Origin of the sequence: Microcoleus sp. Pol10D4, assembly GCF_036701555.1 — a bacterium.
Lineage (GTDB): Bacteria > Cyanobacteriota > Cyanobacteriia > Cyanobacteriales > Microcoleaceae > Microcoleus.
In genome coordinates, this window is record NZ_JAUBRA010000017.1 from 49,214 (window position 1) to 62,485 (window position 13,272).

Genomic DNA, 13,272 nt, shown 5'->3' on the forward strand with positions numbered 1-13,272 from the left:
ATAGATTCGGGTGCTGTCTTAAGGGTTACATTTCCGGATACACTATAGAACAGAATTTGTCAAGATTGTCAAAATTGGTGGCGATCGCCACCATTCCTGTTTAGGGAGAAGATTTGGCGTATAACTGTGAATAAGCCTTGGAGAAATAGCAGTGCGATCGCTCTGATACCGCAGAGGCTAGGGCAGACGATGTGCCTGTTTCCAAACGGGCAACCACTCAAAAAGTTTAAGCGTCAGCGCTTGGGCGATCCATAAAATGATGCTGTAAAAGGTCAAAGTTTAAGATTGATGGTTCACAAAAATCTTAATTTTGACTTTCACTTGTGACAAATAACAATAATTAAGCAAAAAAATGGACATTAAATTATCAATGGCAACTAATTTTATTAGCAATTTTGTTGAGGCAGGAGATACTGTTTTTGATGTTGGGGCTAACATTGGGCAGAAAGCTGATTTGTATTTAGCTGCTGGGGCGAAAGTAATATGCTTTGAACCGCAACCGGATTGTTTAACTATCTTAACTCAAAAATACCACCAAAATCCCAACGCGGTCATCGTTAATAAAGGGTTGGGCGAGCAAGCCGGGACTATGGAGCTTTCAGTATGTACTGATGCTAATTACATATCAACTTTTTCCCAAAAATGGAAAACCGGGCGTTTTGCTAAATACGATTGGAATCAAACTGTTACAGTCGAAATTACTACATTAGATGAGATGATAAAAGTGTGGGGACATCCGCAGTTTTGTAAAATAGATGTTGAAGGATTTGAATATCAGGTATTAAAAGGACTATCTGTCCCAATTCGTTACATATCATTTGAATTTGCTATTGAATTTATTCAAGATACGAAAAGTTGCCTAAATCATCTTAAAAGTTTGGGATATAAGCTTTTCAACATTGCTAAGGGCGAAGCCAGCAATTTAATATTTTCTGACTGGGTTTCTGATAGCGATCTTTTAAATTATTTAGAGTCTACTAATGAGGCCTTGCTGTGGGGAGATATCTACGCAAAATTTGAGGAAGCTCAACATAATATATCGGAGATAAAAACTGTACCGCAAATCAGTAATGAAGTAGCAGTAACGGTAGGCTATCTAGACTTACAGAAGCTTTGCCAGCAATACTCAATTCCCCCGCGAGGTATTATCCACATAGGCGCTCACGAAGGGCAAGAAATGCAGGAATATCAAATGATGGGTGCGGAAAAAGTGCTTTTTGTGGAAGCTAACCCGTCTGTCTTTGAAAGGTTGAAAGCACATATAGCAGGGATACCCAATGTGTGGCTGGCAAACTGTGCTATCAGCAACCAAAACGGTACAGTTAATTTGCGGGTGAACTCCCACGATATGAGCAGCAGCATTCTACCCCTAAAGCTGCACAAGGAAATTTACCCTGGTATGGTGGAGGTTAATCAAGTAACTGTACAATCGAAAACTCTTGACTCGTTGATGCAAGAAAGTCCTCTGAATTCATCAGAGTTTAATATCCTGGTGATTGATATTCAAGGCGCAGAACTTTTGGCTTTGCAAGGGGCGAGGGAAACTCTCAAATATATTGATGCAATTAGTACAGAAGTTAATTGTGAAGAACTCTATGAAGGGTGCGCGTTAATCGACCAAGTGGATGATTTTCTGAGGGTTTATGGCTTTCAACGAGTAGCAGTGGCAACTCCATCTCATCCATCTTGGGGGGATGCTTTTTATGTCAAAACCACAGTCAGCTTTCCCGATACTGATAATTTGAATTTGAGGAGTTCGCCCGCAAACAACAGGAACAGGGTCGCAATTACCACGAGTATTGCACCGGGAAATATCGAAAATCAGCGGGCGGCTTTAGAAAGCTGGCGATTGCTTGGATTTGACGCTGTTTCGCTCAATAGCCGGGAAGAAATTAGTCAATTGCAGCCCATCTATAAAAATGTTACTTTTCATGAGGTAAAACGCGATGCGCGGGCAGAGGCGGGAAGACCGTTAGTGTATCTTGACGATCTGTTTGTTTATTTGCGCGATTGCGGTACAAAAATATGCGGAATTGTTAATTCAGATATCCGCTTGAAAGCCGATGGCGATTTGATTTCATTTATATGCAAAGAGGCTGAAAATGCCGTAGTTTTTGGTTCGCGAACTGATGTTGATTCTCCCGCCGAACAAGCAGCGGGAGAAATTTATGCTAAGGGGTTTGATTTCTTCTTCTTTGACAAGGAATTATTAAAACATTTTCCTAGTTCTCAATTCTGCTTAGGTCTTCCTTGGTGGGATTTGTGGATACCGCTGATCGCTCAGCAAAAAGGGTGGACTGTCAAATATTTAGAAACTGCGATCGCGTATCATCTCAAACACCCGGTGAATTACATAAACGATTTTTGGCAAAAGATGGGAATTCACTTTACAGGATTTTTCCAGCCTGATTTATCACGAAAATTTCAGGAAATGCTGTCAAATAATCCCAATCAGTTACAAGCAGAACTAACAAGTGTCGCTGTGCAAGCTGTGCAAGTAATTGACAAAAATCAGCAGAGAATTAGATATGAAACTAGCGACCCAATCAATTTACAGCGCTCGGCATTTGATCGCTCCCAGCCTGTCCCGTCGGCTTTCAAAGTATCTGCGATCGTTTCTACTTACAATTCCGAAAAATTTATCCGCGGCTGCTTGGATGACTTGGTAGAGCAAACGCTGTACAAACAAGGCCAACTCGAAATCCTAGTAATTGACAGCGCTTCGCAAGAAAATGAACAGTCTGTTGTGCGGGAATTTCAAGCGAAATATCCGAATATTGTGTACGATCGCACTTCTGACCGCGAGACATTATATGCAGCCTGGAATCGAGGCATTAAGATGTCGCGCGGAGCTTACATGACTAATGCTAATACCGATGACAGACATCGCCCCGATGCCCTAGAAATCATGGCAAAATACTTGGACGAAAACGCCGAAGTAAGTCTGGTTTATGCAGATCAATTAATCACCAGCACAGTCAATGATATCTTTGCCAAAACCCAAGCCGAACAGGGGTGGAATTGGCCAGCCTTTGACTACAGCGAACTCGAACGGCGCTGCATTATTGGCCCCCAGCCGATGTGGAAAAAATCGCTGCACGAAAAATATGGCTATTTCCGAAGCGAATTTACGGCGGCTGGCGATTACGAATTTTGGCTGCGGATTGGCAAAAGCGAAAACATTGTACACTTGCCAGAAAATCTCGGCTTGTACTACGAAAATCAACAAGGTTTGCAACATTCATCGCCCATATCGTACCAAGAAACTCGGCAAATATGGGATGAATATGGGATCTCCCGCCGAGGCGTAAAACCAGCCACTACATTACCTGTTTCAATCTCTCCATCACAGCTAAATGCCATGCCCTACCGCACCTCCGCAGAAACACTCGTCAGCGTAATCATTCCCTGCTACAACCATGCAACTTTACTCAGAGAAGCTGTTGAAAGTGTTGTCAGTCAAACTTATCCTAACTGGGAGTGCATAATTGTCAATGATGGCAGCACTGATGATACCAGCAACTTGGGAAAATATTTAATTAAACTGTATCCTCAAAAATCGCTTCGCCTCATAGATAAAGCCAACACGGGGCCCGCTGATTCCAGAAATCTTGGCGTTCAGCAGTCATCAGGAATGTTTATTTTATTCCTAGATGCTGATGATAAACTTCATCCCAAATTTCTAGAAGAGTGCGTGGAAATTTTATTAGCAAAACCCAAGGTTGGTTTTGTCTATACAGATGTGCAGCACTTCGGAGCAAAATGCGATTTAGTTATCCACGGTGACTTTGATGCCAATCGGTTTTTGAGAGACAATCAAGCCCCCGCTACTTCCCTATTTAGAAGGGAGATTTACGAGCAAGTAGGCGGCTTGAAAAAAGTTATGAAGCTGGGATGCGAAGATTGGGAATTTTGGGTTTCTGCCTATGAAAAAGGCTGGTTAGGCGAGAGATTACCTAAACCTTATCTCTATTACAGGCAGCACGGCGACGGCTCTAGCAGAACCCAAAAAATGGCTGGCGATCGCCCAAAATTAGACTTAATGAGAGCCACAATTATTCACCTCCACTCTCAACTTTACAAACCCGAAGAAGTGCATTGGTCACAGCAAATTTTGCAACAACACGGCAATTTAATTGCTAATGAATTAGTTGAATTTAACAAACCCGAACAATTTTTAACTTTGCTGTCCCAATATGTGGGAGAGTATCAAAAAGACCAAGCTAATGAAGTAAACCTCCCTAACATCCGCCAATCCCGGCAGCAACTTGCCAATTATTGGCTGAATCTGCCCGCAGAACAACTGGCAAATGCCTATGGCGGTGATGCAGGTAAGGCGCATCAGCTACTGCTAAACAGCAATATCAAAGATGAAGCGCTGACAGATGCCGAAAAGACTGTTGTCGATCGACTAGCAGCACATCTATCCCAGGGAGTTAAAAATCCCAAAGATATTAACTACCTACTAGCAGCCGCCCTCTATCGTCGTGCAGATCAGTTACTGCTGAACTATGAAAATGCAGCTATACCTAATTGGTTTGTCAACGACTATCTCAAATTTATGTTTGCTGCGCCTACTCTCTTTCAAGAAATAGGAGAGGCTGACAATTATTGTCGGTATGTGCAGGGATGGGTCAGTTATTTGCATAGCAATATCTTCAAGAACCAAAACTCAAAAGTGTGGCAGGATATTGCCTGGTTTTTCACTCAATGCGCTAACTTTATTCCTCTGTACTTCAATAGTAAAAATCTCAAGGATATCTACACGAAGCGGGCAGATATTATTGAATATGCCTTGAAAAATCGTGGCGCTGCGATTGATTGCATTTTTCCGGCTAGACCTGCAAACAGGCCGAAAATTCGCGTCGGCGTGCTGACTAAACATTTCGGGGCTATGACGGAAACTTTCGCTACACTGCCAGCTTTTGAATATCTGAATCGAGAGCAATTTGAAATTATTTTGTACGCTCTCAATCTCGACGGGAATAAACTAGAACAGTATTGTCAAAGTCGCGCTGACAGACTGGTTAAACTGTCTAATGACTTGCCAAGCCAAGTTCAGACAATCCGGGCTGATGACTTAGATATTCTGCTGATTGCTACCAATATTACTGCGGTTGCTCATCCGATTAGTTTACTGGCGCTGCATCGATTAGCACGGGTACAAACTACCTGTTTTAATTCTCCCGTTACCACAGGAATTCGACAGATTGACTATTACATAGCTGGTAAGTTGATGGAACCTGCACCTGAAGGACAGGAGCATTATCGCGAGGAATTAGCAACTATTGACGGGCCTGGCTGCTGTTTTAGCTATACCCTCGAACCTTACACTCCTAACATTAATTTCACCAGAAATAGTATCGGCATTTCCGAGGAATCGGTTGTCTTTATTTCGAGTGCGAATTTGTATAAGCTAGTGCCGGAGTTAAGGGAAACATGGGCAAAGATTATGGCGGCTGTTCCTAATTCGGTGCTGTTTTTAATGCCCTTCGGCCCTAGCTGGACTAATCATTATCCTGGGGGGGCTTTTGTAAATAATATGAAAGCCGTTTTTGCTAAGTATGGCATTGAGAGTAATCGTTTGCGGGTGTTGAAGAGTTTTCCTAACCGTGCGGATGTTAAAGAAGTTTTGAAGTTGGGGGATGTTTATTTGGATTCCTATCCCTATGCGGGGACTACTTCTCTTGTAGATCCGTTAGAGGTGGGACTTCCAACGGTGGTTAGGGATGGCGATACTTTGCGATCGAGAATGGGGGCCGCGGTGGTACGATCGCTCTCTATGCCCGATTTAATTGCCAATAGCGAAGCATCTTACATTCAACTAGCAGTTACCCTCGGCACTAACCCGCAATTGCGGCAGCAAAAACGGCAGGAAATTCAGCAAAAAATGCAAGCTAATCCGGCTTGTTTTGATAGTGTTGCATACTCTGGGGCGATCGGCAAATTATTCCAAGAACTCTTTGGGAAATGGCAAACTAGCCACCTGGAAGCATCTCGCAGCTTACAGGATAGCATTCCCAAGCAGCCAGATTTGGGCGAGATGCTCTCGAATGCCGTCAAGCTTTACCAAAGAAACTCTTCAAACATCTCAGCAATATCCGAATTGCGTCAAATCCGCAAACAAATCGCTGATTTTTGGCTGAACGTTCCCGCCGAAAACCTCGAAACCGCCTACAAAAGTGCTTCAGGTAACAGCTATAAAATCCTGTTAAAAAGCGATTTCCAACGTCAACCGATGATCGAAAGTGAACAAATATTTTTGCAGCAATTAACCCAGATTAGCAAAGGATTAGTCCATCCCAAAGCTGTCAACGCCTTGCTTGCGGCGATGCTGTATTTCCCGCCGGAAACCATGCGAATTCCCGACGCTCGTAACCGCTTGCCGCACTGGTTAATTGGGGATTACGAACAAGTTTTTGAGACTGAAGCCGCTGTCAATTCTGATTCTACTTCTGACTTGCTAGCTCAATACATTCAATCGCCACAATTTGCGAATCAACTGTTAGGATGCGTCAATCTTTACCGCATCGATCCGTCAGACGAATCGGTAGTTTTGGAACTCCGCCAAATCAGAAAACAAATGGCTGATTTTTGGCTGACTGTTCCTTCAGAAAAACTCGAACTTTTTTACCGAGGACAAGTTCGCAAGGGATATCAAGCAATTCTTAGCTGCGGCTTGCAAGCGGAATCGATGACTGAAGTCGAACAGCAGTTTTTGCACAAATTGACTGAAATTAGCAAAGGGTTGGTGCAGCCTCAAGCTATCAATGCTCTGCTAGGGGCAATGCTGTATTTTGTACCGGGTAAAATGCGGGTTCCCGATGCTCGCACCCGCTTGCCGCAGTGGTTGGTTGAAGATTACGAAAAGGTGTTTGAAAGCGCATTTACGACAACAGAACAATCACTTGTCCAACAAGATTATATGCCGCAGTTTCTCAATGAATTAACTGCTGCCGTCAATCTCTATGAAATTGACCCGACGGATGAATTGGTAATAGCAGATTTGCGGCAAATTCGCAAGCAAGTTGCCGATTTGTGGCTGAGCGTTTCCGGCCAACAAGTAGAAGTTTTGTACCGGAGCGATTTGGGTAAGGGTTACAAAGCAATTCTGGGCAGCGGGTTTATTAAGGAGCTGCTGAATGAGAGCGATCGCGAGTTTTTTAACTTGTTGGTTGTTGAGTTGAGTAAAGGGTTTGGAACGCCTAAAGCTGTAAATAATTTGTTGGCGGGGATGCTGTATTGTCGCCCTGGACAGTTGCGGGTTCAGGATGCGAATACTTGTTTGCCTCCGTGGTTGTTGGCGGATTACGAGCAGTTGGTTGGGGGTGCGGTTAAGGTGGCTGTGAAGTAAACGAAGGTAATTTGTATCGAAAAACAAGATATCATAGTGTATGGCTGCACTAAAGCCCTAACCAACCTCTAAGAGATTGCTCCAGTCGCTCAGCATCAGAATCTGCTAATTGGCCAATCTTCAGTGCAACCAAGCTTTCATGTACTGTATACAAACCTCGCTTGACTGCTGTAGCCACATTTAACCCTGCTGTTGACCATTCAGCGAGTACGAACTCACCCTCAAGTAAGGATGCAGTTTTGCTTGTCAATGGGACAATCATAATGTCTTGAGATACGTGCGGCGCACTCACAACAATTGCTGGTCTTACCTTAGAATTAGACAAGTCTGAAAAGGGATATCTAACCAAAATTATGTCATTTTTAGAGGAGCTGGGCATAAACATCATCCTCAGTATTATCCCAAACTGTATCTAGTGATGTTTGACTGGCTTGAAGCCAAAACTCAGCTTCTTCATCAGGTAAAACTGTTACTAATACTTTTGCCCCTTCGGGTAATTCTGACAACTCCAGCAGTTCAATTTTCCCTTGTCGAACAGTAGCCCAAAGTGTTTTTAGCATATCCACCTCATAAACTGTGCTTTATGCAATTTGCAGATTTCTGGTAGGTTGTCGCACTGAGCGACTAATTACAACCTCACACACATAGAGCGAGGAAGTATTTAAGCCTGATTTAGGATCAATTTAACACAAGTTCTGGCTGCTGAGTCTCAAACAAAGGGCGAGTTACCTGACGCAGCAGCACTGTTTCTAAACTGCCTTCTACTACATTTGCTGCTTCTATTTCTAACTCACCCCACAATAGCCGATCGCCTTGATTGGGCATTTTACCTAAATTGTGGATTACGAATCCGGCGATTGTTTGGTAAGCTTGGTTACTCGGCAGGTTTAACCCGAGTTTTTCGTTAACTGCTGTCACTTCCCATACGCCAGAAATTAGTGCCGAATGAGCATCTTTTTGGACGAGAGTTGCCTGAGAAGGGGACACCAGCGGTTGAGACTCTTTACTGGTAATCCAACCAGTCAGCAACCGCACGGTACCGTTGAGAATTGCTAGCAGCGGCCACAGTAATTTTGAGCAGAGTTCGAGGGTCGGCATCAGCAGCAAAGCGGTGCGTTCTGGGGCGTGGGTTGCTAATACTTTGGGGATTAGTTCTCCTAAGACTATTTCTACGTAAGTTACTAAGATAAAAGCTGCGGGAACTGCGATCGAATGAGCAGTCAGCACAGCCGACAAATGACCGATCGGCAATTTGTCTATCCACGGTTCGATCCAGTGTACAGTCGCTCCCTCACCCAACCAACCCAACAGCAAACTCCCTGCTGTTGTGCCAGTTTGAGTCACAGACAGGTAATGCGGTATGTTGTTTTGAGCTTGGTGGACGAGTTCGGCGGTTTTAGCGGTTGAGCGATCGTCCGAGTGGGCAAGTTGGCGGATTTGATGGCGATCTGCTGATACTAATGCTAGTTCGGACGCCACAAAAAAGGCGATTAAAAGTGTTAAGCCAACCAACATTGCTAACCTCAGCAGTGTTTGGGCTACTTGTATTTCCAGGCAAGTAATGCTGTCCAAGATAGATATCTAATATGATAGATGTTTTAGGCTAATTCTTTTATTTTAGCTGGCGATTCAGATAGGTTTATCCCCCGACATTTCGGATATCCCCACTACCCTTATTCGTAGGTGCGCCGAGGCGCACCTTACCCGTAGAACTTGTAGACTCTTTCTCTTCTCTTCCTTCGCGCCCTTCGCGTCTTCGCGGTTCGTTTTAACTGAGATATTGTACCATCCTCAATTACTTGTTTAGGAACAGGCAAGATGCCTGTTCCACAAGAGATGAATTTTATTGTGGAACAGGCATCTTGCCTGTTCTTGAAAATGGTGCAAAATGTGAGTAAAAAAAATCTAATTCACCAAACCGGAACTCAGTGATGTATCAACTCTCCCTTACTCCCCGGAGCGAGTTAATTTCCGTAAAAGTCTGCACCGGATCGGACTTTAACCCGCCTTGAATGTAATTCAACTTCACTTCTTCCAACAAATCCGACAGCAGCGACTGCAATTCCCCGATAGTTTTCTCATCTTGCAATTCCCGCCGCAAACTTTGATTAAATTCTTGGCTGAAATTATCCAGAATTTTTCTACCTTTATCGTCTTCATAAGTAGTAGATACTACATCAACAGCAGTTTGAGCCAAATAATTCGCTAGTTGTTCCGTCATCTCCGTCGGCAAAATATTAATCGGAGAGAAATTTTGCAGGATTTGATAGAAATCCGACTGTTTGATTGTCGCCTCCAAATTGTGGTGCAGCAATTGTTCCAAATCCGGTTGCACCTGTGGCAAAACTTTGTAAATTGTCAGATCCAAAATCCGCTTGGTAATTTGTTCGATCGTATTTTCCTGATTGACGTGAAGGTACGGCTGCTGCGCCAGCAACATCTGCGCCGCGTCGCCCTGTTTGATGGAACTTTTAGCTTGATTGATAAACCGCACCATCATGTATTCCGACATCGTATTGGCTAAATAAGCCACCGGTTCGTAGGTAACTTGAGCAACTACGCGATCGAGATTCACCAAACCCGACTTGTGCAGCCGCACCAATACCGGCAGAATCCGCCACCCCTGCCAAATCGGCATCACCAGAAACACCTCGTACCAGCGCCTCAGCACAAAATCAAACCAAGTTACCCCCGGCTTACGGCGGGTGTGGAACAGACTTTTAATCAAAAATTCCGCCCCAAAAAAACCAATAAAATACGTATCAATTCGCCAAAACTGGTCAGCGCTTTTCAAATATTCGGGATTTAGCAAACTTGAATCAATCCCTTTAATCGGGTCATAAAATTTAACTAAACCTGGAAAATAGCTTTGATAAACAGGGCGCAACTGAAGGTAACTGAAATGGAAAAGTACCAGCAAGAAATTGACCACCGCTACTAATGCGCTGATTTTTGCCCAAGAAATTGCTTTTTTGGACGATTTTACATCGGTGCTGTTAAAAGTTGTGTGGGAATCTGACATAAAAGTAATCTTCCAAATTTGCTAATAGATAAATCTATCTTGTGGCCGACGCTAAAAAACTCCTAACCTATTAAAATCCCTTGGTGAACGCTAAGTATAAGGAAACCAAATGCCGTGAACTTGAAAACAGTCATATCGCTGCTCAAACAAACTTTTACTGAATGGCAAGAAGATAAAGCGCCAACCTTAGCCGCCGCCCTAGCCTATTACACAGTCTTCTCCCTCGCCCCGCTGCTAATTATCGTAATTGCGATCGCCGGTTTAGTCTTTGGTGCCGACGCAGCCCAAGGTCAAATCGTCGCCCAACTCCAAAGTTTAATCGGCAAAGATGGCGCCCAAACCGTTCAAGAACTCATCCTCAAAGCCTCCGAACCCAAGTCGGGAATGATTGCTACTTTAGTTGGCATCGCTACACTTTTGTGGGGTGCTTCCAACGTGTTTACTAATCTTAAAGAAGCCCTCAATACTATTTGGAATGTTTCACCTCCTCCCGGACGAGGAATCTGGGGATTTCTGCAAGACCGCGTATTGTCTTTTGCGATGATTTTAGGCATAGGTTTTCTACTGCTAGTATCTTTAGTAATTAGCGCAGTTTTAGCAGCGGTTAGCTATTGGTTGAACGGCTTGCTGCACTTACCAGTCGGCATTTGGCAGATTGTGGACTTTGCTATCTCCTTTGGCGTAGTTACGCTGCTTTTTGCCTTAATTTACAAACTTTTGCCCGATGTCCATCTTGCCTGGAATGATGTTTGGATCGGCGCCGCCATCACCTCAGTGCTGTTTACGATCGGCAAATCCCTAATAGGAGCTTACCTCGGAGGTAGCGGTATTGCCTCTACCTACGGTGCTGCAGGATCGTTCGTGATTATTCTGCTTTGGATTAATTATTCCGCTCAAATTCTCTTCTTAGGTGCCGAGTTTACCCAAGTTTGGACTAACAGATACGGCTCCAGAATGCCTGGTTCACGAAACAATATCCTCAACAGCGAAAACGGGGAATCCTCCGCACGCAAACCTCGGAAGAAATCTTAACATTAGACAAACGCGAAATTTGAGGTTAAACTCGCACTTCTGGTTTGACAGAAGAAGCAAGAAGGAAGAGGGAAAAAGGCAGAAGGTGCAAGGCGGAACGAAAGAAAAATTTTGAATGCAATAATTTTGCTTTTTTTTTCGCTTGCCCTCTAACATTCAGTCTTCGGGACGACCGACTTCTGCTTTCTCGAAAGCCCTACTGATTGATTCAGAGGGGTAAAATTATACCTTTTGCTGACCTCGCATCTCTAGCAGCAAGCTGAAAGCAGGCTCTAGTTAGATATGGCTAGGAGGTGCGAGTTTGACAGCGACCAGAATACAGCAAATCCCCTTCACCCTCGTTTATTTATATTTAAATTATCTAGAGTTTTAGCTGCTGCACGTCTCTGTCAGCAGAAGTAATTCGTATGTCAATTTTTCCCTGCAACTTATCCCTGAAGGATGATTTATCGATCCCGCATTTTCACTTTAATACAAATTAGCTAGAAGATTACAGTCCCGGCGCAGCAGCCAAAATAGCACTTTCAATCTTCTCCTGAAATATTTTTAATATTTTTTGGTAAACAATGATGATTTCATTAACTAAAAAACGCATCGCTCTCATATCCGTACACGGTGATCCCGCTGTGGAAATTGGCAAAGAAGAAGCGGGCGGTCAAAATGTTTACGTGCGTCAAGTAGGCGAAGCTTTGGCAAAACAGGGGTGGCAAGTTGATATGTTCACCCGCTCATCCGATCGCCAACAAGCAAGAATTGTACAGCACAGTCCGAATTGCCGGACAATTCGGCTAGTAGCAGGGCCACAAGAATTTATTCCCCGCGACGAAATTTACGGATATTTGCCAATCTTTGTTCAAGAATTTCAGAAGTTTCAGTTAGAGTCAGGCTTTCAATATCCCTTAGTTCACACGAATTACTGGCTGTCTTCTTGGGTGGGAATGGAGTTGAAAAAATCCCAACCTCTGCAGCAAGTTCACACTTACCATTCTTTGGCAGCAGTTAAATACAAGTCGGTTTCGACAATTCCGATGATTGCCAAAACCAGGTTGCAAGTAGAAAAAACACTTCTGGAAACAGCCGATCGCGTGGTGGCTACCAGCCCTCAAGAAAAAGAACACATGAGGTCTCTGGTTTCCTCCAAAGGCAACATTGACATCATTTCCTGCGGTACCGACACTGAACGGTTCGGCTCGATCGCCCGATCGACCGCCCGCCGCTACTTGGGCATAGCCCCCGAAACCAAAGTCGTGTTGTACGTCGGCCGTTTCGACCGCCGCAAGGGCATCGAAACCTTAGTCCGCGCCGTCAGTCGGTCGGCGGTGCCTAAAGCCGATTTAAAACTCATCATTGGCGGTGGATGGCGTGCGGGGGAAAGCGATGGCAAAGAGCGCGATCGTATCGGCAGCATCGTGGAAGAACTCGGCCTGAGCGAGATTACCAGTTTTCCCGGCACCTTGAGGAGAGACCTTCTCCCCGCCTACTACGCCGCCGCCGATGTCTGCGTTGTTCCCAGCCACTACGAACCCTTCGGTTTAGTCGCCATTGAAGCGATGGCCTGCGGCACGCCCGTAATCGCCTCGGACGTGGGAGGGCTGAAATATACTGTAGTGCAGGAAGAAACAGGTTTGCTCGCGCCGCCGAAAAATGAAGCAGCCTTTGCCCATGCGATCGATCGCTTGTTACTTGATTCAGTATGGTGCCAGCAACTCGGACACATAGCCCGCAAGCGCGTCGAAACCTATTTCAGTTGGGACGGTATCGCCTCCCAACTCAGTCAACTTTACACTCAACTGCTCGAACAATCGGCCCTTGAGCTTGACCCCGTGAGCGCTTAGTAGTATCACTTAGTATAGTTGAAGCCAGT

The 13,272-nt window shown here is 44.5% G+C and carries 7 protein-coding genes; 3 read left to right on the top strand and 4 right to left on the bottom strand.

All coding sequences use genetic code 11. The features are described 5' to 3' along the window. The first annotated feature begins 352 nt into the window (after nt 1–352). Nucleotides 353–7,354 carry an FkbM family methyltransferase gene (locus tag QUA36_RS11550; protein ID WP_333457480.1) on the top strand — a complete coding sequence of 2,334 codons (7,002 nt, stop codon included), beginning with the start codon at nt 353–355 and terminating at the stop codon, nt 7,352–7,354. 49 nt (nt 7,355–7,403) lie between these two features. On the opposite strand, the gene QUA36_RS11555 is transcribed toward QUA36_RS11550, so the two are convergent. The 4 genes from QUA36_RS11555 to QUA36_RS11570 all read right to left on the bottom strand — a co-directional run bounded on the left by QUA36_RS11555 (nt 7,404) and on the right by QUA36_RS11570 (nt 10,376). Then, a complete protein-coding gene (locus QUA36_RS11555; protein WP_333457482.1) occupies nt 7,404–7,742 on the bottom strand; it encodes a type II toxin-antitoxin system PemK/MazF family toxin in 339 nt (112 codons plus the stop codon). Next, on the bottom strand, nt 7,717–7,914 hold the full coding sequence (locus QUA36_RS11560; protein ID WP_006633633.1) for a hypothetical protein: 198 nt from the start codon (nt 7,912–7,914) through the stop codon (nt 7,717–7,719). Before QUA36_RS11560 ends, QUA36_RS11555 begins: the two co-directional genes overlap by 26 nt. 118 nt (nt 7,915–8,032) lie before the next feature. Continuing rightward, nucleotides 8,033–8,926 carry a CNNM domain-containing protein gene (locus QUA36_RS11565; protein WP_333457484.1) on the bottom strand — a complete coding sequence of 298 codons (894 nt, stop codon included), beginning with the start codon at nt 8,924–8,926 and terminating at the stop codon, nt 8,033–8,035. A gap of 364 nt (nt 8,927–9,290) precedes the next feature. Then, nucleotides 9,291–10,376, bottom strand: a complete 1,086-nt coding sequence (locus QUA36_RS11570; RefSeq protein ID WP_333457486.1) for a hypothetical protein — start codon at nt 10,374–10,376, stop codon at nt 9,291–9,293. A gap of 114 nt (nt 10,377–10,490) precedes the next feature. Between QUA36_RS11570 and QUA36_RS11575 the strand changes: the two genes are divergently transcribed. Both QUA36_RS11575 and QUA36_RS11580 read left to right on the top strand, forming a co-directional pair. After that, the gene (locus QUA36_RS11575; RefSeq protein WP_333457488.1) at nt 10,491–11,408 is read left to right on the top strand and encodes a YihY/virulence factor BrkB family protein; all 918 of its coding nucleotides are present in this window, start codon (nt 10,491–10,493) and stop codon (nt 11,406–11,408) included. 569 nt (nt 11,409–11,977) lie between these two features. Continuing rightward, the gene (locus tag QUA36_RS11580; protein ID WP_333457527.1) at nt 11,978–13,243 is read left to right on the top strand and encodes a glycosyltransferase family 1 protein; all 1,266 of its coding nucleotides are present in this window, start codon (nt 11,978–11,980) and stop codon (nt 13,241–13,243) included. Nucleotides 13,244–13,272: the final 29 nt, after the last annotated feature.